General features: G+C 46.1%; 19 protein-coding genes and 1 pseudogene. 14 read left to right on the top strand and 6 right to left on the bottom strand.

Going from position 1 to position 23,262, the window contains the following annotated elements; translation table 11 throughout:
- Window position 1: 1 nt before the first annotated feature.
- From V513_RS08900 to V513_RS08880, 5 genes are read left to right on the top strand one after another with little or no spacing between them, the layout of a single operon-like run.
- A complete protein-coding gene (locus tag V513_RS08900) occupies window positions 2-952 on the top strand; it encodes an ABC transporter ATP-binding protein (protein WP_099772449.1) in 951 nt (316 codons plus the stop codon).
- Entirely contained in the window at window positions 953-1,855 is a 903-nt protein-coding gene (locus V513_RS08895) for an ABC transporter ATP-binding protein (RefSeq protein ID WP_099772448.1), read from the top strand. It begins immediately after the preceding gene.
- The gene (locus V513_RS08890; RefSeq protein WP_099772447.1) at window positions 1,833-3,248 is read left to right on the top strand and encodes a glycoside hydrolase family 1 protein; all 1,416 of its coding nucleotides are present in this window, start codon (window positions 1,833-1,835) and stop codon (window positions 3,246-3,248) included. The genes V513_RS08895 and V513_RS08890 overlap by 23 nt, the downstream gene beginning before the upstream one ends.
- Window positions 3,242-4,237, top strand: a complete 996-nt coding sequence (locus tag V513_RS08885; protein ID WP_006489306.1) for a LacI family DNA-binding transcriptional regulator — start codon at window positions 3,242-3,244, stop codon at window positions 4,235-4,237. The genes V513_RS08890 and V513_RS08885 overlap by 7 nt, the downstream gene beginning before the upstream one ends.
- Before the next feature lie 23 nt (window positions 4,238-4,260).
- Window positions 4,261-5,241 (top strand): glycoside hydrolase family 130 protein, encoded by a 981-nt coding sequence (locus tag V513_RS08880; RefSeq protein ID WP_099772446.1) that lies wholly within the window; start codon window positions 4,261-4,263, stop codon window positions 5,239-5,241.
- Between the two features lie 33 nt (window positions 5,242-5,274).
- Here the strand turns inward: V513_RS08880 and V513_RS13865 are convergent, their stop codons facing one another.
- The 6 genes and pseudogenes from V513_RS13865 to V513_RS08840 all read right to left on the bottom strand — a co-directional run.
- The gene (locus tag V513_RS13865; RefSeq protein WP_180274863.1) at window positions 5,275-5,604 is read right to left on the bottom strand and encodes a hypothetical protein; all 330 of its coding nucleotides are present in this window, start codon (window positions 5,602-5,604) and stop codon (window positions 5,275-5,277) included.
- Between the two features lie 869 nt (window positions 5,605-6,473).
- A complete protein-coding gene (gene cas6 / locus V513_RS08860) occupies window positions 6,474-7,253 on the bottom strand; it encodes a CRISPR-associated endoribonuclease Cas6 (RefSeq protein WP_099772442.1) in 780 nt (259 codons plus the stop codon).
- A gap of 17 nt (window positions 7,254-7,270) precedes the next feature.
- Window positions 7,271-8,647: a sigma-54-dependent transcriptional regulator gene (locus V513_RS08855; protein WP_099772441.1), complete on the bottom strand. Its 1,377-nt coding sequence runs from the start codon at window positions 8,645-8,647 to the stop codon at window positions 7,271-7,273.
- On the bottom strand, window positions 8,644-9,552 hold the full coding sequence (locus tag V513_RS08850; RefSeq protein ID WP_099772440.1) for a hypothetical protein: 909 nt from the start codon (window positions 9,550-9,552) through the stop codon (window positions 8,644-8,646). The genes V513_RS08855 and V513_RS08850 overlap by 4 nt, the downstream gene beginning before the upstream one ends.
- Entirely contained in the window at window positions 9,534-11,159 is a 1,626-nt protein-coding gene (locus V513_RS08845) for a hypothetical protein (RefSeq protein ID WP_257212030.1), read from the bottom strand. Before V513_RS08845 ends, V513_RS08850 begins: the two co-directional genes overlap by 19 nt.
- A 720-nt stretch (window positions 11,160-11,879) precedes the next feature.
- Window positions 11,880-12,191: pseudogene (locus V513_RS08840) on the bottom strand (IS1634 family transposase); the annotation flags it as partial.
- 282 nt (window positions 12,192-12,473) lie between these two features.
- Here V513_RS08840 and V513_RS08835 point away from each other — a divergent pair.
- The 9 genes from V513_RS08835 to V513_RS08795 all read left to right on the top strand — a co-directional run bounded on the left by V513_RS08835 (window position 12,474) and on the right by V513_RS08795 (window position 22,712).
- A complete protein-coding gene (locus tag V513_RS08835; RefSeq protein ID WP_099772439.1) occupies window positions 12,474-13,718 on the top strand; it encodes an ABC transporter substrate-binding protein in 1,245 nt (414 codons plus the stop codon).
- A gap of 55 nt (window positions 13,719-13,773) precedes the next feature.
- Window positions 13,774-14,652: a carbohydrate ABC transporter permease gene (locus tag V513_RS08830; protein WP_099772438.1), complete on the top strand. Its 879-nt coding sequence runs from the start codon at window positions 13,774-13,776 to the stop codon at window positions 14,650-14,652.
- A 10-nt stretch (window positions 14,653-14,662) separates the two neighbouring features.
- Window positions 14,663-15,487 carry a carbohydrate ABC transporter permease gene (locus V513_RS08825; protein ID WP_099772437.1) on the top strand — a complete coding sequence of 275 codons (825 nt, stop codon included), beginning with the start codon at window positions 14,663-14,665 and terminating at the stop codon, window positions 15,485-15,487.
- Window positions 15,488-15,502: 15 nt separating this feature from the next.
- The gene (locus V513_RS08820) at window positions 15,503-16,531 is read left to right on the top strand and encodes a LacI family DNA-binding transcriptional regulator (protein WP_099772436.1); all 1,029 of its coding nucleotides are present in this window, start codon (window positions 15,503-15,505) and stop codon (window positions 16,529-16,531) included.
- A 4-nt stretch (window positions 16,532-16,535) separates the two neighbouring features.
- Window positions 16,536-18,167 (top strand): DUF4185 domain-containing protein, encoded by a 1,632-nt coding sequence (locus tag V513_RS08815; protein WP_257212028.1) that lies wholly within the window; start codon window positions 16,536-16,538, stop codon window positions 18,165-18,167.
- A 10-nt stretch (window positions 18,168-18,177) separates the two neighbouring features.
- A complete protein-coding gene (locus V513_RS08810; RefSeq protein WP_099772434.1) occupies window positions 18,178-19,278 on the top strand; it encodes a glycoside hydrolase family 172 protein in 1,101 nt (366 codons plus the stop codon).
- Window positions 19,279-19,617: 339 nt separating this feature from the next.
- Window positions 19,618-21,063 carry an ATPase domain-containing protein gene (locus tag V513_RS08805; RefSeq protein WP_099772433.1) on the top strand — a complete coding sequence of 482 codons (1,446 nt, stop codon included), beginning with the start codon at window positions 19,618-19,620 and terminating at the stop codon, window positions 21,061-21,063.
- Window positions 21,050-21,448, top strand: coding sequence for a hypothetical protein (locus tag V513_RS08800; protein ID WP_099772432.1), 399 nt, complete (start codon window positions 21,050-21,052; stop codon window positions 21,446-21,448). The genes V513_RS08805 and V513_RS08800 overlap by 14 nt, the downstream gene beginning before the upstream one ends.
- Window positions 21,414-22,712, top strand: a complete 1,299-nt coding sequence (locus V513_RS08795; protein WP_099772431.1) for an HD domain-containing phosphohydrolase — start codon at window positions 21,414-21,416, stop codon at window positions 22,710-22,712. Before V513_RS08800 ends, V513_RS08795 begins: the two co-directional genes overlap by 35 nt.
- Window positions 22,713-23,262: the final 550 nt, after the last annotated feature.

Genomic DNA, 23,262 nt, shown 5'->3' with positions numbered 1-23,262 from the left:
AATGTCTCTAAGCGTGGATGGCCTTAGAGTCTATTACCAGACTCTTAAGGGAGATATAAAGGCACTGGACGGTGTGAGCTTCGATCTTCGTGATGGGGAGATCGCAGGAATTGCCGGAGAATCGGGCTGCGGGAAATCGACTCTGAGCAACTCCCTCATAATGCTTCGCCTCCCGATGAAACTCGTGGAGGGCAGTGCCTCTCTTGACGGAAATCCACTCCCAATCGGCGATCAAAGGAAGATGAACGACTTCAGATACAAGAGAATCTCGATAATCCCTCAGTATGCCATGAACGCCTTGAATCCCACCGTGAAGCTCAAGAGACTCATCTCAGATCTTCTCGCCTGTCACGGTGTGGGATATGAAAAGACTCTCCCCGAACTCAACAGGAGGTTGGATCTCGTGGGTCTGGATAGATCGGTCCTGAACATGTATCCCGTAGAACTGTCGGGCGGAATGAAGCAGAGGGCCGTAATGGTTATCTCGACGCTTCTGAATCCCTCTCTGCTGATAGCCGACGAGATCACATCGGCCCTGGATGTCTCGACTCAGCGAGCAGTGGCCGAGATGATCGTGGAGTTCAGGGACAAGGGCTTCGTCAAAAGCATCATCTTCGTTACCCATGACATCTCCATCCTCTACCAGATAGCCGATTCTATTCTTATAATGTACGCGGGCAAGCTTGTCGAGCGGGCCGCCACGGAAGTGATAATAAAAAGGCCCGTCCATCCCTACACGAAGATGCTTATCTCGTCTCTGCCGGAGGTCGGCGTTCACTACACAGATAGGAGACTGAAAGGGATCCCTGGAAAACCCCCTCAACTCCTCTCGCCTCCGCGGGGCTGCAGATTCAAGGACAGATGCCCGATCGCCTTCGAAAAATGCGAAGAGGAACCGCCCATGGTCGAAATCGAGCCTTCACACTGGGTGGCCTGCTGGGGAGTGAACTAGATGCTTGAGCTCATTAATCTGACGAAGGTCTTCAAGACGGGAATGTTCTCTTCAGGAAGGCTCAAGGCCGTAAACAACGTCTCATTCAAGATCGAAGAGGGAGAGGTCACCTCGCTCATAGGCGAAAGCGGGAGCGGAAAAAGCACCATAGGAAAGATGATCTTGAGATTGTTGACAATCACCGAAGGGGAAATACGACTTGACGGACGCGATATAAGCGGGCTGAAGGGCGCAGAGCTAAGAGACTATTACAGAAAGGTCCAGGGTGTCTTTCAGGATCCCTTCAGCTCGTATAATCCTATCTTCAAAGTTGACAGAGTCTTCGAGAATCTTAGATCGGTCTTCTTTGCGAAGATGCACTACAGCGACTGGATGGACAAGGTCCACACGGTCCTGAAACTGGTTGGCCTCGATCCGGATCAGATTCTGGGCAAGTATCCTCATCAGCTGAGCGGCGGACAGCTCCAGAGAATCCTGATATCCAGGGCCCTGCTGCTGGACGTGAACCTTCTAGTTGCCGACGAACTGATCAGCATGCTCGACGCCTCTACAAGAATAGATGTTTTGAACCTGCTCGCAGACCTCAAAAAGAAGGGGCTTTCAATCCTCTTCATAACTCATGACCTGTCTCTTGGTTACTATCTGAGTGAAAAAGCGGTGATACTGTTCAAAGGTCATGTCGTAGAAATGGGAAGAACTGACAAAGTTTTCTTCAACCCCCAGCACTATTACACATGCAAACTTCTCTCTTCAGTACCGAGGCTCGACAAGAAGTGGGAGGATATTGAAAGCGATCACAAAAGGAAAATAGACGGGCGGAAGTGTTTCGATCCCATCGTGGACGCGGAACATGAAATGGTGGAAGTTGAAGAGGATCACTATGTTGCCGTACAAAGGAGATGAAGACATGTTTGGCGAAGATTTCCTATTCGGTGCCTCTCTTTCGGGATTTCAGTTTGAAATGGGTAGGAACTCTCCCGAGAGCATCGACCGCGGCTCGGACTGGTACTTCTGGGCTCATGATAAATTGAACATCGAAAACGGGATAGTCAGCGGGACGTTTCCCGAAAGCGGGCCGAATTACTGGACAGGTTTCGAGGAGTTCCACAGACTTGCGGCCGACGCGGGAATGAAGATAATACGAATAGGTCTGGAGTGGTCTAGAATCCTCCCCAAACCGACTTTCGAGAGATGGACAGATGATTTGGATGACATATGCAACACTGAAGCGATAGAGCATTACAGAGGGATCATCGAGGACATAAGAAACCGAGGAATGAAGGTGATAGTCAATCTCAACCATTTCTCACTCCCCATTTGGCTCCACGAACCGATTAGGGTCAACAGATACTCCGATTTCACCGCCGGGGGCTGGGCCGACCCCCGCACTGCGGAGGAATTCCGTAAATTCGCCGGCCTCTGCGGAAGGAGACTTGGAGATATCGTCGACATGTGGTCGACCGAGAATGAACCGAACGTCTTGGCTACCCTTGGATACAGAAACAGGGCCTCCGGGTTCCCTCCCTCGATAATCAGGCCCGAACTGGCGGGGGTAGCCCGCGACAATCTAATCAATGCCCATCTACTTGGATACGAGGAACTAAAGAAAGAAACGAGCTCTCCGGTAGGGCTGATCTACGCTATAAGCTGGATAGACGGGGAGGAAAGGGCGGTCGATTCTGCCCTGAAAGCTCAGTTTGAATTTATCGACCGCATAAAAGATAGTACGGACTTCCTTGGTTTGAATTACTATTCACGGATGGTAGTTGAAAGCGATGAAGAGAGCGACAGCGGATACAGAACCCTGCCGGGATTTGGGCAGGGCTGCAAGCCCAACTCGCTTTCCAGATCGGGCAGACCGACGAGCGATTTCGGCTGGGAGATCTACCCCGAAGGGTTGTACAATATACTGAAGACGACTATGAGAAGGTACGACATCCCGGTCTTCGTAACCGAGAATGGAATCGCCGATGCCACGGACGGACTGAGGCCATACTATCTTATAGGCCACCTGAAAGCAGTGGAAACGCTTATTGAAGAGGGCTTCAGCGTGAAGGGATACATGCACTGGTCTCTCACCGACAACTACGAATGGGCCTCCGGCCTTGGAATGCGTTTCGGACTGGTCAGTGTGGACTTCAATGATGGAAGCCTTACTCCGAGACCTTCCTACTACCTTTTGAAAGAAATCATAAAGCAGGGCTCGGTTAATGGTTTCAAGAAGATGCTGAAAGAGCCGTACGACATCTTTGACGAAACCCTGCTCATCGAAAAGGGGGAAAGGACTGGATGGTGACGATAAAGGATGTCGCTGCCGAAGCCGAGGTTTCGATAGCGACCGTCTCTCGGGTATTGAACGGAAGCGGCTATGTTTCCGAAGATACGAAGCTGCGCGTGTTGAGGGTCATCAACAGACTCAACTACCATCCCATGCCTTCGATTCGAAAGAAGAGCCTATACAGAACCCTGGGCGTCCTCCTGCCCAACACCATGGGAAACCATTACGGCGAAATTTTCATGGGAGTGGAGGATTATGCTCACAAAAACGGTTTCAACGTGATGCTTGCCATGGCCAGAGAAATGGTCAGTCGTGAACAGGAGATTCTGAACGAATACTTCCAGCGAAAGGTAGATGGAGTCATAGTTGCGACTCTTCACAGCGACGAGCACATGCTCAACAGGTTCATAGAGAGCGGGATAGTCGTTGTCGCCGTCGACTCCCCAATAAGAGAAATAAAGGCCGATTCCGTAAACATAGACAACTCCTTTGCAGCATACAACGTTGCGAAATTCCTTTACGAAAAGGGGCACAGACGGGTCCTCTTTCTCCCGGGGCAGGAAGGAGTGCATGCTTCAAAGGATAGGTTGAAGGGGCTGAGAAAATTCGCTTCGAGGACCTCGGATTTCGATCTGAAAGTCGCGAGGATAGGGGGCTTCGAACCTCACCACGGGCAGGAGGCGATCCGTGATTACCTTCGGGATTTCGGTATCGATTTCACGGCGATCTTTGCCGTCAACGACCACGTGGCAATGGGGGCAATGCAGGAGCTTCACAAAAACGGTGTTCGTGTCCCAGACGACGTATCCGTGATCGGGTTCGACGATTCCGTTCACGCGCCCTATACGATCCCCGCATTAACCACCGTCTCACAACCGAGAATCGAAATGGGAAGCGCTGCGGCCCAGCTGCTCATAGAGAGATTGAGACTCACCCAGAAGAGAGTATTCAGGAATATAGTTCTGCCCACGGCCCTTGTCGAAAGGGACTCGGTTAAAGCCATATAGGAGAGAGGAAGGAGAGGATCTCTTTGTCGATCACAATACTCGGCCACAAACTCAAAAATCTCCCCTGGGAAGAGAAACCCAAAGATTGTCTAGAACCGGTCTGGAGATACTCGAAAAACCCCCTCATCACACGGGAAACGGTGAGAGGCGCAAACAGCATCTTCAACAGCGCGGTCGTAGCCTACAAAGATGAATTCAGGGGAGTATTCCGTGTAGATACGAAAGAGCTTGTCATGGAGCTTCACTCGGGAAGAAGCGAAGACGGTCTCTCGTGGAACATTGATCAGGAGAGAATCGAATTTAATGTCGAAGACCCGGAAATCGGCCGATTCGTTTACGGATACGATCCCAGAGTCGTCTTCCTGGAAGACAGATACTACGTAACCTGGTGCAACGGTTATCACGGGCCTACCATAGGCGTTGGCTACACTTACGATTTCGAGAGATTCTATCAGCTTGAGAACGCATTCCTTCCCTTCAACAGAAACGGGGTCCTCTTCCCGAGGAAGATCAAAGGAAAGTTTGCAATGTTGAGCCGGCCGAGCGACAACGGCCACACTCCCTTTGGAGACATCTTCTACAGCGAGAGCCCCGACATGATTCACTGGGGCTGCCACAGGCATGTAATGTCGCCCACCGCCGGCTGGCAATCGACCAAGGTTGGGGCCGGACCTATTCCGATAGAGACCTCGGAAGGTTGGCTGCTTATCTATCACGGAGTATGGACATCCTGCAACGGCTTCGTGTACAGCACTGGCGTCGCTCTTCTCGATCTGGAAAGACCCTGGAAAGTAATCAAAAGGTCGAAACACTACATACTTAACCCGAGAATACCTTACGAAAACATTGGCGACGTACCCAACGTCACCTTCCCCTGCGCCAGCCTTCAGGACCCCGAAACGGGCAGAATCGCCATATACTACGGGGCGGCCGACACCGTTACCGCCCTCGCCTTCACAACCGCAGAGATCCTGTACGACTTCCTCCAGGAGAACTCATATTGAGACTGTCTTTATGTATCAGACTGTGCCAGGAGATTAGTATCTGTGCCGGTCCTTTCGGTTGTCTCTTACGCGCTTGTCAGTTGAAGTTCTGATAATAGCAAGCAAAATGAAAGTCACTATGTTGCCGCTGCTTGCAGTGACTGGCCTCAGCTTGATGGTGAGAGTGGCACCACAAAGTGGTACTGGCGAAGGCAACGCTTTCACTGGCGGCGATGATTCTCGCCTTTTGACTGGCCTGCGCCAGCAGACTGCCTTCTGAATGCTTCCCACTGAAAGCGTCATCACTTCTGCTCTTGGTCTCCTCGGAGAACCTTTGAAGGTGGACCTGAGAAGGCTTTTTGCCGTAGGCAGCCTTGCGTCCACTGATGCTCCTCAGTGCCTTGCGTCCCGGCATGTTCTTAGCCGGCATTGCGTCCAATGTTCTACAAGGGCATCACTTCCTGGGATGCTCTTCTCAGCATCACTTCTCGATGGAGTCGGCCTTGCGTCCCGGCACAATCGTAGCGCCATTACGTCCGATTCGGAGGACGGTGGACCGTTGACGGACAACGTTATCTTCAGCAGCGTTTAGCGGGTCCTTGGTTTTAAGAGTGCAGCAGCTCTTTGATCATCGAGATTCTGAATCAAGTTCAGATGACGTGATGTGATGTTTTCGTGATCGCCTCACATTGTCATCTCGAACTTGTTTCGGGATCTGGTTTTTATCTTCTCGGCTGCTGAGGACCGTTGACGGACAACACGGTTTTCATAAGCGACCAGCGGGTTCTTGATTTTAAGCGTGCAGCTGCTCTTAGGATAGAGATGCTGAAACAAGTTCATGACGCGGAGCGCGGGGTATCGATTACAAGGTCGGGGTCTCGCGAAGAGAACCGGCTCACCAATTCAAGGTCTTGCTGCAACTTAGGAAGTTATCCAAACATCGACTTTTGGAAGCCCCTCACTCTGTCATCCCGAACTTGTTTCGGGATCTGGTTTTGATCTCTCTGTCCGCAGAGAACGGTGAATTATAAAGGGCTTCCCCGTTTGTCAGTCTAAGTTTTGAAAGCAACCAATATAGCTAAAAATAAAAATAATAGTCTGAAAGTTGCCACTACAGTACCTTTAGAATATCAGTTCATGACGGTTACAGGCGTTTTCTGGTAAGACCGTGTCAATAACCTACTTGATCGAAGCGGCCTTCACTTCAAATACACGCATCGAAAACCAGCTTGCTAAAGAAAACCCTTTTATACTCAAAACCGCTTCCCGGCAATTTCTATCATTCCCATTCCAAGAGAATTCTTTTCTCCAAGGCCCGTGTCGTACAGAAACGCAATTTCCTCTCCGGTACCGGAAATCTTTACTGGGACAACGGATCCGAAGACTTCGATATCGTCAACAATGTTGATTCTTATGTTGCTCTTCCTCCCGACTTTTTCTACATATTCGCCATCGACAACAATACTGACACTGCTCTCTCTCCCGGAGAAAACTCTGAATTTCTCTCTGGCATTCTTAGTAAGGAATTCGCCAAACTGGGCAGGATCCTGATAGGCCCTCAAGTAGAAAGGCGTCTTATGTTCGTCGTTTCTCGTCGAAAGAACGATCGGCGTAATACATTTGAAGAGCTCCTCTCCGTTTTCAAAACTCTCCGTCGATGCAAAGGCGTTTTGAATCACCAGATTATGATTGAGGATTCTAATTTCCCTGTTTAGCAGCAAGAAATCCACTAGATGCTGCATGATCTCTCTCACCGGCGAGGATATATACAGAGAAGCGATATCTTTTGTGAAGACAATCATCTCGCCATTATCTCCGGCTTTGATATAAGCATTATTTTCCGGAATTAGCTTGGAGAAACAGAAGAACTTGAAGCTCTTGCTTCCGTCAAGAAAGCCCTCGTCGTGTAGCCACTTCGAATAATCGGGATTAGCCTTCTGTATCATAGCGTAAATAAGACCCGAAAGCTGATGAAAATGATCGCGGGGAACGGCCTTGTTCTTCAGACCGCTAAGTGTGAGCTTAACTCTCATATCTACCTCCCATAGAACTAAAACTGAACATCTCTAGACAGAACGATCTCTCGGCCATCCATCTTTGCGCTCATCATAGCCGCGGTAACAACTCTCTCTAGTTCTCGATAGTTGCCGGGGTACTCGTAACCCTCCAGTTTATCTATTGCGGCTATGCTTATCTCATCTATACTGAGATTCAGAAGCTTCTTTTTCACCTGGAGAAGATGACTAAGAATATATCTGAAATCTGACTTTCTCTCAGAAAGCGAAGGCATGTGAATTTCGTAGGCAAAACGCTGAAAGAAGTCAGACCTGAAATTGCCGAGGCTCATTTCCTTTCTAACATCTCGATTCGTGGCAGCGATAATCAATACGGGTACTTTCACACCCGAAGTATCTGAAAAGCCTTCTATAAGGACTTTCATATCGTCCAGATAGGTCAAAAGCTTTGCCTGGATAGCAGGAGAGATTTCTCCGATCTCATCGAGGAATACCGCTCCTCCCGCCATTGACACCATTTTACCAACCTTGTAAGAACTATCGGTCCACGAACCCGGAAAACTTCCGAAAAGCTCGCTTTCAAGCAGGTTGTCTCCCATATTGACCAGCGAGATTCTAGAAAAGGTTTTCAGGGAGCCAAATAGACAGTTTGCTATGTACTTCGCCAGAAGAGTTTTTCCGCAACCGGTAGGACCTGTAAGCAGAATACAAACCGGCTTTCTGAACTTCATTTCGGATGTCAGATCATTCAGTCTTCCTATAGCAAGTTGAGCTCCTGTGAGATTCTTATCGTTGGAGATCTCTTTCTTTTTAAGCGTTTCAAGAGTCTTGCTTGCCTTATCTCGAAACTGCTTTAGTTCTTTAACATAGGGCATTACAGATGTAATTATCTCGTTCGTCTTCTTGACATTCCTGTGGGTAATCTCGTCTCCAAAGAGTGAGATGTAAGCATTCTCTTCAGAGTCTTCGAAGCTATTCTCAAGTTTCACTTTCCAGTCGATCCTTTTCTTGAAGTTCCATTCAGGAAAACGGGTTGAAAGTCTATCTCTCAAAACGTTTTTCAAGACATTCTCAAACCGTGAAATCTCACCATACTCCATTCTCTCTCCATAGAACCGATCGATGGGGAAGATTCCGACAGCACCCATTCTTTGCGCGAATCTTACTATGTTACTTTCAAGACCTCCTTTGAACATTATGAATAACTGGCCTGAAGACCGTTCAGGATTCAGTTCTCCAATGACCTGCTGGGAGATGATCATTATTCCCTGTTCTTCGCGAAATTCAGGAAGCTCAACAATCTCCACTTTTTCTCTCAGATCCTCTTTTGAAGAAACAAGACTACCAACGATCTCCTTGAGCACTCTTAGCTCATGCTCTTCAAAACCCTTCTCAATAATGAATACTTTCATTTCCTGGCTCTCCCAGCAATTTGATGAAGATAGTGTGTTATTGAACTTCGGTTAAGCTCTTTCAATAGAGCTTTCGGTTCGCCCAGTTTGCTTTCGGGATACCCGGCCTTCATAATGTCCCTGTTCAGGCCGATGACTCTCCCCAACAAATCTTCCACCTCAAGCGAATAATCAATCAACCCTATAGACTTTGCGATCACTTCTTCAAACTTGCACTTGAGCGCTTCTCCCTCCTCCGGATCCCCCAAAGCGATTCTCATAATCGCCAGTGCCTGCTTCGAAAGATTTGGGGCACCGCTTCTGGGAGTTAGGCAGTTGAGAGTGTATAGAACTCCGTCGGGCATCCGGAAGAGATACCAGGATAACTGGTTCTTGGATACGTCATTCAAATCGGAGACGCCAAAGAGAATCTTTGAGCTGAGCGAGCCAAAGAGATCTTCAATCGAGGCCGTCTCTCCTTCGAGGTATCCATTGAGGAAATTCTCAATAATCCTGCCTGTTCTTCTAACCGTTTCCCCAAAACGCCTCATGTGTTCTTCTTTTTGGGGAGAGTTTTCAGAGAATTCGAAACTCCACCTGTATCTTCTCAGACAATGGTACCTCTTCCCTTTGACGATTTCCAGAACAACTCTCTTCTCGGAAATCGGATTCCTCTCTGCCGGCTCAAAAACCAGATCCTCAGGATTCTCTACAGATGCGAACGGATCGGAATTTGAAGTCTCGTCATTATCGTGGTCTTCAGTTTCAACTTCTTCAAACGCTTCTTCATCTGAAAGCTCTTCTTCACTTTCTTCGCTGGTTTCAACGGGTCTATTTCTGAAGGACGTGGTCAGTGATTTAAACTTTTCCTTGTTCTTGCCTTTCGACTTTTCACGTATCTTTTCTCCTATTCTTTGCCTACCCATTTATCCACCTCTCCCGGCCTAAGCGCATAATTCGCCTTAGGAGACTTTTCTTCAATTTCCTCTCCGATTCCGATTTTCTCTGAACTGCCGCTTTTCTCGAAAGACAGTGCAGAGAATATCCCGACTTCCCTTGGATCAGAGAGTCTCTTCTTCAATTCCCCTTCAGTATGCATTCTGGTATCCTTCAAATGTCTAAAGAGAACCTCCAGATAGATAGAGGCCACATCGATGGTACCGAGAACGGGTGATCCCTCTTCAACACAACCTGCCTCCGACTTAGAGAAACCCCTCATTATCCCTTCGATAGATCTGTCGGCAAGCCGTTTTAGATAACTGGAAAACTCTTCTTCGGCCTTGAAGAATTCCGAAGAGACCCGCTGCATACTGAAGCCTGATGAGCCTGTCTGAAAGGTTTTCATCGAAAGCTGAGTTCCCCGCTCTCCTATAGTATGGCCTGAAAGAACTCCTAGAAAACTACCGATCCTGAATGGTTTCATACTGGAGAGCTCGAGACCCGCACACTTTGAACAGATGCCGTTCTCCCCTGAGGACGCACACTTAACCGGGCTTCTCAGCAGAAGATCGCAGTTTCTGAAGTTATTTAGATTACTTCGTGTCACGAGCATCCACTCTTTGTCCATCGGCCTCTTGACATATCTGCCGAGTATCAGTCTTTCAAGAGAGTATTTTCGCAATGCCAGATGCTGGATAAATGATTGATTGAGTTCTATTCCGTCATCTGTACCACAGTCTTCTTCTGTGACATAAACGGGATACAGAAACTCGACCAACTTCCTGGTAAAATATCCCGCTTCGGCGACATGGAGTTTCTTGTCGATCAAACCTGTCCTCGATCTGGACGCAATGTTCACTTCAAGACCATCTCTACGGCCAAGGTAATCTTCTTTCGATACTCCTCTCGCAAAGGCCTCAGCTCTTCTTCCATCGAGATCAATTCCCTCAGCCATCTGTACGAAGTGCTCTGGTTTTCCTCTACTGCCCGAATCTCTTACGCTCTTGGTAGCCTCGCTCATCAAAGCGATATCGCACAGATCAAGACTCAGTTCCGATTCCTTTGCCGCTGCAAGGCTTTCATTCTGCCACTTCAGAAGATCCTTTGAAATATCGTTGGAATTCTCTATTATCTTAGTGAGTTCCTCTTTTGCCTTCTTCGAGTTTAGTCCTCTTTTTCTGTATAGACCGTATACCAAATCCTGGGTGACCGAAAAAGTGAGTTCTCCCGTTCCAATTCTGAACGGGTTGTTGGAGGGAAGCATAGATTTCAGCTCTCTCTTCAGATCTTCATCCTGATCTACGGGCAGGTAAACAGCCATGGAGTCGCCATCGAAATCGGCGCCGAATCCATCGCACAACATAATTGGCAATCCTATTGTCTTGTTCTCCCAGAAAATCGGCCTAGCAGAGGAAATACTGTGTCTGTGGAGAGAGGGCTGTCTGTTGAGAAGCACATAGAGATTACTCTCCTTCGCCAGATCATTAGCAATCTTAATCCCTTCTTTAGAATCCTCTTTCAGAGGAAGCCAAAGTTTTGCAAATTCGTAGGGAAGATAAACATGGTCTATGTCCCCTTGAAAAAGCGCTATCAAGATGATGTCCTTAGTAACACCGACAATTGTGAATCTGCCACCTGTTTTTGTTCGCCAGACCCCAGACCCTGCAATCGATACCCTGCTTTTGATTTCGTCATCCTGTAGAGCCTGCCCTGAAAGCCTGCCCCAAAATGTTCCTTTTTGGGGTCTCCTGTTTAGGGCTTTTCTTCAGTCATCCCGGAGTGCTCCTGTACGGGATCTCACATTAGAAACCGCTCTACGCTTAAAACCAAGAACCCGCTGAACGCTGGGAAGAGCCGTCCTTGGTCCCTCAAACCATGAACCCGTCCTTTGCAGAGCAGATGCATATTACTTGTTCCAAGTTGCAAGCTGAAGTCCAAAGGAAAAGGTGTCAAATGCCGTCATTCCGACAAAACTCCTGGTCGGAATCTCGATACTATTGCTTCATGGCTCTCCTCGGCGAACGGTGACCACTCTCTTGCTCTTCCAACCTCTGAACACTGACCTCTAACCTCGTTTATTTCTAAGCCCAGATCCTGAACAGAAGCATTTCAGTGACAAATTGAGGAGGTTCTGATCAAATAGCCTTCCTCTGTCACAATGAACTAGATCTAGTTCTTGTTGTTTGCTCCTGACCAACCACCCACCACAAACCACCCACAACGGCTCTTACTAAACTTTGACAGCAAGAAATCTGAAAACAGCTAAACATGGGAAAAATGAAAAGAAAAACAGACGTACCACCACAGTGGTCTATTATGCAATCTCTTTGAGTAGATCCGGTGGTCTTATTTTGAGTGCTTTGAAAGCGTCGTAAGCATTACCCATCATTTCAGTCCTTGCAAGAAAACGTTTGTTTTCTACCGTTAGCTCAACTGCTCTTATCTCTGTCAAGTCTTCAAGTATTTCTGCAAACGAGAAAGTACTCCCAATCTCTTTCAGCTTTCTGCATAAGGCAGTCTCCATTACCAGTGCAAGGAAACAGATCATTATGTGTCCCTTCACCCTCGTGTCTGTGTAATGGTATATGGGGCGAAGATCGAGTCCGCTCTTCAGTTTCCGGAATGTGAGATTTTGAGTTTTCTTCAGCCGACTTTGCGTAACTTCTTTCTCTCAGTCGATTAGTGTCGTTTAAGGAAGCAGTAGGTCAAATGGGTGCCCAGGTTGGTTGTATTTCGTCTAGTCTGTGAATAATCGGGTGTAATCAGAGTTCGTAGAATCAGTGGCTTTCTGTTATGATAATTGCGTAAACGTTTACGTACTATCTAGAAAGCATTAGCGACTATTTATTTGCATTAAATTCCCAAACGTTTACTAAGAATATTTCCGAACCGAAAAGGAGGGGTCAAAGTGAAAAAGCTCTTGTTACTGTTTCTTGTTTCTGCGTTTCTTGTTGTTACAGCGTTGTCTGCCGAGATCACGTTCTGGAAGTTCACCGACACATACGCAGATGCTACAATTCAAAGATTCGTTGATCTTTGGAATGAAGAAAATCCGGACAAGAAAGTGGTATTTGAGACTTTCCCCTGGGGAGATTATACCGGGACTAAGCTTACAACTGCCTTTGCAACTGGCGAAGGGCCTGATGTTTTCTTCATAAGTCCCGGTGATTTCCTGAGATACGTCAATACCGGAATTGCTCTGCCGCTCAGTAAATACTTGACCGAAGATATAATTGCAGACTTCTTACCTGAGACAATTGAAGCTGTAACTGTTGGAGGAGAAATATACGCTCTTCCGCTTGAAATGGAGCCAGTAGCATTATTCTACAACAAGGCTGCTTTCGAAGAAAAGGGAATCAGTCAGCCTCAAGACTGGGCGGAGTTGAAGGAAGCGGCAGCGAAATTGAAAACTGCCGACCGATACGGAATAATCGTTGAAGTTGCGCCTGGCTACTACCAGAACTTCACATGGTATCCGTTCCTGTGGACCGCGGGTGGAGACGTCGTAGACGAAAACTGGGAGAAATCTACTTTCGAATCAGAGGGAGCGATAGCTGCTCTTGATCTTTGGGGATCGTTTGTCAAAGAAGGTTTAGCCCCTTCATCGCTTCCAGCAGGAGCGAATGATATTGGTATGTTCGGAAACGGTCTTGCAGACATGATTGTTTGTGGATTCTGGGGCGTCAAGCAGTTACAGACTCAGTTTCCTGAATTCGATTTTGGAGTATTTCCAATCCCCCCTTATGAAAAGGGAGGAGAAAGTATCAGCGTTTATGGTGGTTGGAAGATGATGCTGAATGCCAAAGGAAAGAACACAGACATAGCTGCCGAGTTTGCCAGATGGCTCGTAGCAGAGCAGATAGACTTCCCGCTTGATTGGTGCACAGTGACCAATAGTAAGTTCTCACCCAGATACTCCGTTCTCGAAGCAGGAGATGAGTTCTACAATACTCCGCCAAACGATGTATTCCTCGAGATTCTGAAGACATCGAAGTCGGAGCCCACATTCACTCCGGAAATGGTTAAGGCTGTGTCTGATGCTATACAAGCAGTCATGTTTGCAGGTATGGATCCCAAGGCTGCTGCAAAAGGGGCTTCTGCAGCTATCAATGCTTATCTTAGTAGATACACAGGTGGAGTTCCCGGAAAGTAAGTGAATTTTCTTAGCCCGGGATTCAGTCCCGGGCTGGTTTTTCGGGAGGATTGCCGTGAATAGAAAAACCCGGGAAAAACTGGTTGGATACGCTTTTATAGCTCCAGACATAACTGGACTGATAATTTTCGCAATGGTCCCCGCAATTGTGGCTCTTGTAATAAGTTTCTTTTCCTGGAATGGCTTAAGTGATATGCTCTTTGTCGGTCTAGACAATTACAGGACAATGTTTGAAGACCCACAGTGGCGAAACAGTATCTTTGTGACTCTTAATTACTCGGTCTTCTTTGTTCCTTTGAACTTCGTATTTGCACTTCTCCTGGCAATGCTTGTTCAAAAACCAGGACCTGGAATAGGGCTTTTCAGGGCTATTTTCTTTGCGCCTACCGCCATGTCTATGGTTGCGGTTTCCTTCGTCTGGAAATACATGTTTCAACCGTACGGTTTCGTCAATTATTTTCTGTCATTCTTTGGAATAACTAGGCAACCACTCCTTGGCTCTATGTCTCAAGCTCTTTACTGCATTACTGTGGTTAGTCTATACATGAGTGTTGGATACTATATGGTGATCTTTCTCGCAGGTCTCAACGAGATTTCAAATGAATACTATGAAGCTGCTGAAATAGATGGTGCGTCAGGTTTTCAGAAATTCCTATACATCACTCTTCCACTCCTGAAACCCACTACCGCATTTGTTCTTGTAATGACCTTTCTGCAGAGCTTCCAGGTTTTTGACCAGATATACATACTAACAGGAGGAGGACCTTTTTATAGTACATCAACCGCAGCGTTTTACATCTATTACAATGCTTTTCAAATGTACCAGTTCGGTTACTCATCGGCTCAAGCTTTCACACTATTTGCGATTCTTCTTGTAGTATCTTATTTCATGCTGAGAGCACTAAGAGGCGGTAACGTCTCCACCGGATCGTGAGGGGGTAAATATGAAGACCAGAATAGTGAAGGGAATACTGAGGTATGTTTTGCTAGTGGCTCTTGCGATGTTCTTCCTCTTTCCAATCTATTGGATGTTCGTGAGTTCTCTGAAGTCACCCAGCGAGATCTTCGCATTCCCGCCGAAGCTAATCCCCGAAAACCCAGTATGGTCAAATTACTCTAAAGTATTCTCGCAAGTGCCTTTCGCCAGATATATGTTGAACACCTTCTTTGTTGCCTCTGTTGTTACTATTGTCGCTCTTCTTCTTCACTCTATGGCCGCTTATTCGCTGGCAAGACTCAGGTATCCTGGCAGAAATGTACTGTTCATTCTCGTTATCAGCACTCTAATGATTCCGTTTTCTGCAATCCTGATCCCGCTGTTTCTAATTGTAAGAAACTTTGGCTGGATTGACTCTTATAGAGGGCTTATAATACCGGCTATTCCCCACGCCTTTGGGATTTTCTTTTTGAGGCAGTTCTATCTCGGATTTCCTAGAGAATTGGAAGAAGCGGCAATAATTGACGGGAGCGGATTGGTGAGGGTCTTTTTCAAGATCGTTCTGCCACTTTCAAAACCCGTACTCTCAGCACTCGCCGTCTTCTTTTTCCTGGCGAACTGGAATTCATTTATGTGGCCGCTGGTGATAATTAATTCGCCGGAAATGCGGACAGTACAGCTGGGAATAGCCCAGTATGGTGGAGAGTATAATAATCCATGGGCTATTCAGCTAGCTGCCTGCACGGTAGCTCTCATTCCAACTTTGATTGTATTTGTGATACTGCAGAAACAGTTAATGCAGAGCATAAAAATGACCGGAATGAAACTCTGATTGGAGGAGGAATCGTTGGCGCAAAGGGTTACCATAAAATCAATTGCCGAAGAACTCGGGGTCTCGGTTGCTTCTGTTTCCAGAGCTCTTAATGGGAAGGGTGAAGTTGGTCCTGCTCTGGAGAAGAGAATATTGCAGAAGGCAGATGAACTTGGTTATATAGCCAACTATTCTGCCAGGAGTCTCAAGCATCAGAAGACAAATCTTATAGGCGTGCTGGTTCCGGACACATTCAACCCATTCTTTGCCCATTTTGTGACCAAGATAGAAGAGCTTCTTTACGATTCTGGATATGAGATACTGCTTTCTACGACAAGGGAGTCTCTTGAGAAGGAACGTGAGTATCTTGAGATAATGGTTTCCAAGAATGTTACCGGTATCCTTGCGGCTCCAGTGGATAGAACTGGTAATATTTCGATTTACAAGAGGGTAAAAGCGATGGATATCCCTATAGTCTTCTTTGATCGAAACGTTGAAGGGCTTGATCTTAGTCGGGTGAATGTGGACAACAGAAGCGCGGTCTACAAGATAGTTAGATACTTGTACCGTAAAGGCCACAGAAGAATAGCTTTTGTAGAGAGTGTTCCCAATACGTCGATGGGAGAAGAAAGATTAGCTGGCTACAGAGAGGCAATTAAGGATTTCGGTCTCAGTGAAGAGTTCAGTCTTGAAAGATTTGGATTATTCATAGAGAATGATGTTAAGTCCCAAGCTGCTGAAATCCTCTCTCACAGACCAACGGCACTCATAACAGGAAACCTTGTCATAACAAAGGCTTTTCTTCAGGCACTGAAGACTCTTCGGATAAAGATTCCACAAGAACTTTCGCTTGTTTCCTTTGACGATATTGAATGGCTTGAAGTGACGTCTCCGCCCATTACTGCATTCCGGCAGCCGATCGAGTCTTTGGCGATGAATGCCGTGGCACTTCTGAAGAGAGAGATGAAGAACAACGAATCAAACTCTCAAATAGTGGTCGTCGAAGGTGAACTGATAATTCGTAATTCAGTTTATGATCTCTCTTCCGAAAAACAAGGAGGTTGATTTCATGATAAGAGTAGCTTTACCCCCATTAAGCATGGTATTGATTTCTTCGTTTCTCCTTGCCACATCTCTTAAAGATGTTTCAGAACTGGAAATGGTAGCAAAGCTTACAGGCCCCAACGCAATCAACAACACTCTCAAGTATGACGTCTTCGGAACCGATCTTGGTCACAGTTTCAACGATGGTGAAATCACATACTTTGTTTTTGGTGACACTTTTGGAATCGACAAAACAAACTGGCGCAAGAATGTTATGGCATTCACCACCGACCAAGATCCGAGTCACGGCATCATTTTTGAAGGGTTCATAACAGGTGATGGAGCTTCTACATACGCGTTTTCTGATAACACAGTCAGGCTCAATGTGGTAAAAGGAGCTGATTTGTGGTCAAGTGTTGATCTCGCGCCGAAACTTCTAAAATCTCAGCTACCTGGAGAATGGTCAATAGAGACAAGAATCGAAAGCAACTCTGCTCCTGTTGGAGCAACGAATTTGTGTGGATTACTTTTCTTCAGCGGAGTGCAGAACTGGATTATGTGGGGCCATCTTGGCAACAGGACAATGGAGGCTAGCGGAATCATCGGAGGTGAATTCGTTAAAATCGCTGAAGTGGCATCTCTTTATCCATATCTGAGAATTGAAAACAGGTTATTCTCTAATACATATGTCTTCAGTTACAGCCAGGATGGAGAGAACTGGATTGAAGCGGGCACTTTTGATGATAAAGAGGGCTTTCTAAACTCAGCAAGGTATGGCATTGGCGCAAAAGAGTGGGGCACTTCTGACTATGAAGTTATCTTTGCCGATATTGCCGAAAACTCAGTGAACTTTTCAGCTCAGGAGCTTCGAGAAGCCTTCTACTGGGGAGGACCCGGAGAGTTTTCCGGAGCTGCGAAAGAACTGATTCATTCAACCCCTGGAAATATTACGGCTATTCCAACCAACGGAGTAGCTGTCAACTCGAGACTTTACTTGCACTACATGATGGTCAACTACTGGGGAGAACCGGGGAGATGGAACACGAGCTATTCTGGCTTGGCGGTTTCAAAGAACGGCGGAAGAACCTGGGATGTACTTGACTCTGTAAAATGGGGTTCGGAGAGTAACTTTGCCCAGGTAGGTATTGCGAAGGCTTCCCAGTGGCCAAAGATTCCTGATGGTTGCGACGTGAACAGCGATACCCTCTTCTTCTTCGGAATCCCCAGCGGAAGGTTCGGTGGAGTCAAATTAATGAAAGTGGATGGCGAAGAAATAGAGAAAATTGGTGCATACAGATACTTTTCAGGCCTAGATAATTCCGGAATTCCTCAGTGGTCGAGCAAAGAAGAAGACGCAGAGATAATTATTGAGGCTCCTGTTGGCGAATGTTCTGCAATGTACAATCACTTCCTCGGAAAGTGGATAATAACTTATTTGAACGAACACAGTCACGATCTAGAGATAAGAGAATCTCCCAATCCATGGGGCCCATGGAGTAAACCGCATCAGCTTGTTTCTTCAAGGGAGTATTCAGGCTTGTACGGGGCTTTTTTGAATCCTCTGTTCGTTGAGAATGAGGGAGAGTACATTTATTTCACTATGTCATTATGGACGCCATACAATGTTTATCTAATGAAAGCCAGATTAGTCAAATAGGAGGTTTAGAATGGACTTTTCCAGTGGAACTCTTAGAAATCTGATGACACTAAAAAATGCTAGAAGAGGAAGAATATCATCTTACGATGAAAGCGGTGGTAATAAAGACTGGAAAGCAATAGCAGCAGGAGAGACATTAGTTCTGGGTGAAATTGAAGGTCCGGGAGTTGTTAGCCATATATGGATGACGTTCAGATCTACCGAGAAGCACTTTTTGCGCAAGGGTATACTGCGGATCTTCTGGGATGACGAAAGTGCACCAAGTGTTGAGAGTCCAATAGGGGATTTCTTTGGTGCCGGACATGGGAAAACAGTCAACTTCTCTTCGCTGCCCATACAAATGTCACCTGAAGATGGTCGAGGCTTTAACTGCTTCTTTCCTATGCCATTTAGAAAAAAGGCACGAATAGAAATCGCTAACGAGAATTCTTCCCAAGATCTTGTTGCCTATTACTATATTGATTACGAGCTCTGGCCAGAATTACCGGAGAACATAGCTTACTTCCATGCGCAATGGCGAAGAGAGCGGGGCGTTTCGAGAGATGAAGGTAATCTAGTGAAGTCACTTGCTCCCAATAATCTTAAGGACTTTGCTCTGGAGCCGTTCGTAGCGAACAACATTTTCGAGTTTCAAGGCCAGAACAAGACCGGCAGGGACAACTACGTCATTCTTGATGCTCAAGGCAAAGGTCATTATGTTGGTTGCTTCTTCTATGTCCATAACATGCGCGAGACAGATCAGTGGGATTGGTACGGAGAAGGCGACGACATGATTTTCATCGATGGCGATTCATGGCCGCCTTCCCTCCACGGTACAGGCACCGAGGATTACTTCAGTATGGCCTGGTGTCCTTCTCAAAGTTATGCCTCGGAGTACTTTGGGCTGATACTTCCCGGAAACAACAACTGGAAAGGATACATGAGTATGTACAGATTCCATATAGAGGATCCGATCTATTTCAGTAAGTCGTTGAAAGTAACCATAGAAAAGGGCCACAACAACAACCGTTTTGACGATTATTCGTCTGTTGCTTTCTGGTACCAGGCAGAACCCCACAAAAGGTTCGAATCACTTCTGACACCTGAAGATAGGTTGCCTTATGCTGATTAGCAGGGAAACCACTCAAACAACAATAGTTCTTTGAATGATTTTTGGTGAGGCTCTGATAGCAATACATTGACTAAGACTCCCTAAAAGCATGCAGAAGGGTTAAGTTACTGCTCCTGCTCTTCCTGCATCAGAAATCACAATGAACTGGAGTGCTTGGCATATAAATACACATCGCTTAGGAGAACATTGTATTCGCTGCCTATATAGGTCTTAATCCTCCCACAGCTGATTTTCTTATCATGAGAAGCTCTAGCCGTGCTGTGACATCAAACCCGTTTCCGGTTTGGTTTTCCTGCAGACCACAAGTAGTAGTATACTTCTCATATGGAGGTGGTTTTCATGACCAGTGGCAAGATAAGCACAGGTATAAGTGGCCTTGATGAGATAACCGATGGCGGGCTGGTGAAGAATTCCTCGAACTTGGTACGGGGTGGCCCTGGAACAGGGAAGACCATTCTTGGATTTCACTTCCTGAGCGCGGATTCTGCAGGGAAGTCTGCATTCATTACCTTCGAGGAGTCAAAGGAGAACCTTTTGGCATTCTCTTCCAAACTTGGATTTGAACTTAGAAATGTAGAGTTTCTTGACTTGAGTCCCTCTGAACACTTCTTCAGTGAAGTCGAGAGCTACGATATTTTTCTTTCCTCTGACGTTGAAAGACAACCAGTTACGAAACAGATTATCGATTTCATAGAGGCCGTTAAGCCTGAAAGGGTTTTCATAGATTCGATGACGCAGTTTCGATATTTCTCTCCAAACAAGTATCAGTTTAGAAAACAAGTTATCTCTTTTATAAGGTTCCTGCTTCAACGAGGATGTACTGTTGTGAGCACCTCGGAATTCTCCAGAGAAGAACCTGATGATGATCTTCAGTTTCTCTGTGATGGCGTCATCAATCTGAAAACGGAAGATGGTGAGAGATTCATTGAAATAACCAAATTCCGACAATCAGGGTTCAGAAGCGGATTACATTCTATGAAGATCACAGCTCAAGGGATCAGAGTGTTTCCACGCCTCATACCTGACACGGTATCAACTGGAATCGTAAACGAGATCATCCCATTCGGAATTGAAGGTCTTGACAAAATGCTTTACGGAGGCATCAGACGAGGGACCATAAATATTATCAGCGGACCTCCAGGGGTTGGAAAGAGTACATTAGGAATGCTGTTTGCTAGAGAAACCGCAATGAGGAAGGAGAAGGCGCTGATATATACTTTTGAGGAGTCAGCAGATCAAATGATTTTTCGTGCAAAATCGCTAGGTATCCCCGCGGTTGGTCTAAAAGAAAGCGATTTGCTTCAAATCGAGCCAATTATGGCTCTTGCATATAGTCCTGATGAATTCTCCCAGCTTGTAAGGTCTTCTGTTGAGAAGGAAGATACAAAGGTTATAGTAATTGACAGTCTCTCAAGCTATCGACTGGTTCTTAAGGGGAGAGAACAATCTGAAGCTCTATACGCCTTGTGTAAGTATATGAAGTCGAGAGGGGTAACAGTCATACTTCTCTACGCAACTTCCAGCTTAGTTAGTGACATAGACCCCGGAAGAGGGGTGAGCTTCCTGTGCGACAATATAATTTTCCTCAGGTACTATGAAGCTGCGGGAGAAATCCACAGAGCAATAGGTGTTTTGAAGAAGAGGACAAGCGATTTTGAGAAGAGTGTAAGAGAACTGGTAATTACAAAAAATGGGATAGAGATTGGAGAAAGATTGACAAACACGAGAGGTATTTTGAGCGGCATGCCATACGTGAACGGTGAAGTGCCTGATGGAAAGGAGTAATTCTCTTTTGTACGCATGCAAGTACCGCGGCAATCGAATAGCTTTCGAAAAAGCTGTTTTGCGCTTTGGGCTCAGAATTGTCTACGCTTCAAGCGTGGAAGATCTTCGTGAAGCAATGAGTAGTGAGGAATTCTGTCTTACGATTGCAGATATTTCGGGTTTTGAGAGAGAGATCCTTGATGAATTAAAAGAGTACGAAAACAGCCGAAAAGGGGGGCTTCTAATTGTCTTGCCTGAGTCTTACACAAAACAAGAAATAGGTGACTCCTTCAGTCATGTTATGACGAAGCCTCTGAAAGTTCCAGAAGTGTTGAGACTGATCAGATACTATTCTGAAAGGAATACGCGAGATGGAGAAAATTTCTCTATGGATGACAAATCGTGAAAACAGTAGGCTTTTGAGCGAATCACTGGATAACACTTACAAAGTCGTAGTTGCGAAATCATTTTCCGACGTGACTTCCGTTGACCTAATAATAGTAGATGGCGTTACCCTTAACAGCAGCCGGCGTGAACTAGAATTATTGCGTGAATCCAAAATCTTCCTTCCCATCCTACTGGTAACTTCTCGCAACGACGTTAAAATGGCGACAAAGGAGCTGTGGAAGATTGTGGATGATGTGATAATCGCTCCTGTGGAAAGAAACGAACTTCTAATAAGAATCAAAAATCTTCTGAAACTAAGATATCAGTCTGAGCGATTGAGGCGTGAACACTGGGTTCTTACAGACAGCAGTCCAATCGGTATAGCAATACTTACCGGGGGCAAAGAGACCTACAGAAATCCTAGAATGGACAGGATCCTTCTTGGAAAGAGTTTCGAAAACGTATTGAAAGGCGAAGAAAGGGAGAGATTCACTGTCTTCTGCAAGAGAGCCGAAAATAACAGAGAGCCTTTGTCTAATCTCTTCAGAGTCGAAGTTAATGGGTCAACCAAGTGGCTTGAAATGGTTGCTTGTCAAATTGATGTTGAAAAGGAACCAGGAATAATTGTTATGACGCAGGATTCCACTGAATCTATAAGGACCACCTCCGAGTTGGTCAAGACTCAGCAGAAGCTTCAAGAGGCATTCGTGAATGCACTAAATCTGATTAGCAGTCTTGTCGAGAGAAGAGATCCGTTTACTTACGGTCATCAGAGAAGGGTGACTTCATTAGCCGTTAAGATAGCTGAATCCATGGAGCTTAAGAAGTCAGATATAGACACTGTTAAATATGCTTCCCTGGTCCACGATCTTGGTAAAGTAGTTGTTCCAACTGAGATACTTTCCAAACCGGGAAAGTTAGATGAAACTGAAATGGCCCTGATAAGAGAACACGCTAAGCAAGGATATGAAATGATTTCCGAGTTGAAAATCGATTTGCCAATCGCTGAAGCTGTTTATCAACACCACGAAAGGTTGGATGGCTCGGGCTACCCAAGAGGTCTTAAAGGAGAGGAAATCTCCATACATGCAAGGATTATTGGTGTCGCAGATGTAGTTGAAGCCATGTCTTCGCATAGACCCTACAGAGCAGCTCTTGGAGTTCGAGCTGCTATTGATGAAATTGAATCCGGATCGGGCAGAATATATGATCGTGAGGTAGTTAGGCACTGCAAGAAGATAATCGAAGAGGGTTTCGCCTTTGAAGAAGAATTTGAGAAATGAAATAATTGAAGATAGATCATGTGTTACCTAGGTCCGCCTTAGGATTTACTTCATGAGCGATGGGCTGGGTCTTTTAGTGATAGAATCAACTTCAAGACTGCATTAACGTTAGATCTATAGTTGACGTCTTCAAGAGATCGATATGCCAAGTAACTAATTCTCCTGCCCCATCGTCTTACTGTAACGGGGAAATTCAGTAACTGTATGCTCATACCGTATAATACCCAGAACCTTCATTAGTCACTCCATTATTGGGGCAGACGCTAATTCCTGGCTACGGGATCTCGTTTACCCTACAAGCCTACAGGATCTTTGTCACTGGATTATCAGTTGAAGTTCTAAAATGAGCCAATATAGCGAAAACAGCGAAAAATAGAAATAATCATAAAGCTGCCACCACTGTACGTTGAGAAGCCTCTCCACTTGGGTTTTTGGACATTTTCTATGAGGCCAGATTCACAGTGCAGAACATCACGTCGACCTGGCAGGTCGGAGTTTGGGGGAGAAAACACAAGTCAGAAACTGCCATTAGCGACTATCACCGGTTGGC

Source organism: Mesotoga sp. H07.pep.5.3, assembly GCF_002752615.1.
In the GTDB taxonomy this organism is placed as follows: Bacteria; Thermotogota; Thermotogae; order Petrotogales; family Kosmotogaceae; genus Mesotoga; species Mesotoga prima.
The sequence above is the reverse complement of the archived record's forward strand: the minus strand, read 5'-3'. Positions and strand labels throughout refer to the sequence as shown.

Excerpts from the sequence above, each read along its gene's own strand:
- V513_RS08900 (WP_099772449.1), top strand. The coding sequence starts at position 2 with ATGTCTCTAAGCGTGGATGGCCTTAGAGTCTATTACCAGACTCTTAAG.
- V513_RS08895 (WP_099772448.1), top strand. The coding sequence starts at position 953 with ATGCTTGAGCTCATTAATCTGACGAAGGTCTTCAAGACGGGAATGTTC.
- V513_RS08890 (WP_099772447.1), top strand. The coding sequence starts at position 1,833 with ATGTTGCCGTACAAAGGAGATGAAGACATGTTTGGCGAAGATTTCCTA.
- V513_RS08885 (WP_006489306.1), top strand. The coding sequence starts at position 3,242 with ATGGTGACGATAAAGGATGTCGCTGCCGAAGCCGAGGTTTCGATAGCG.
- cas6 (WP_099772442.1), bottom strand. The coding sequence starts at position 7,253 with ATGAGAGTTAAGCTCACACTTAGCGGTCTGAAGAACAAGGCCGTTCCC.
- V513_RS08855 (WP_099772441.1), bottom strand. The coding sequence starts at position 8,647 with ATGAAAGTATTCATTATTGAGAAGGGTTTTGAAGAGCATGAGCTAAGA.
- V513_RS08850 (WP_099772440.1), bottom strand. The coding sequence starts at position 9,552 with ATGGGTAGGCAAAGAATAGGAGAAAAGATACGTGAAAAGTCGAAAGGC.
- V513_RS08825 (WP_099772437.1), top strand. The coding sequence starts at position 14,663 with ATGAAGACCAGAATAGTGAAGGGAATACTGAGGTATGTTTTGCTAGTG.
- V513_RS08815 (WP_257212028.1), top strand. The coding sequence starts at position 16,536 with ATGATAAGAGTAGCTTTACCCCCATTAAGCATGGTATTGATTTCTTCG.
- V513_RS08810 (WP_099772434.1), top strand. The coding sequence starts at position 18,178 with ATGGACTTTTCCAGTGGAACTCTTAGAAATCTGATGACACTAAAAAAT.
- V513_RS08805 (WP_099772433.1), top strand. The coding sequence starts at position 19,618 with ATGACCAGTGGCAAGATAAGCACAGGTATAAGTGGCCTTGATGAGATA.
- V513_RS08800 (WP_099772432.1), top strand. The coding sequence starts at position 21,050 with ATGGAAAGGAGTAATTCTCTTTTGTACGCATGCAAGTACCGCGGCAAT.
- V513_RS08795 (WP_099772431.1), top strand. The coding sequence starts at position 21,414 with ATGGAGAAAATTTCTCTATGGATGACAAATCGTGAAAACAGTAGGCTT.